This is a genomic window from Tenacibaculum sp. AWR4_210 (genome assembly GCF_056160945.1).
The window spans coordinates 1-249 of sequence record NZ_JBSWYF010000095.1 but is presented as its reverse complement, the minus strand read 5'-3'; the positions used below and the strand labels follow the sequence as shown (position 1 = coordinate 249).

At 43.8% G+C, this 249-nt stretch carries 1 pseudogene; it reads left to right on the top strand.

The features are described 5' to 3' along the window. Positions 1-249: pseudogene (locus ACXAG7_RS20175) on the top strand (hypothetical protein); the annotation flags it as partial.

Below are 249 nucleotides of genomic sequence, written 5' to 3'. Positions count from 1 at the left end.
ACGCTTTACTTGGAGATGTTACACTAGAAATCGCTGCAGGTGCTGTAGGAACAACAGAATTAGCTGACAATGCAGTAACTACTGTTAAGATCAACGATAACGCTGTAACTACCGCTAAGATCAATGACGATGCGGTAACAGCTGCTAAAATAAATGCCGATGTTGCAGGTACTGGTTTAACACAAAACGGTGCGGGCGCTTTAGTAGTAGATCCGACTGCCTTTAACGGTGACGGTAACATTACCTCTT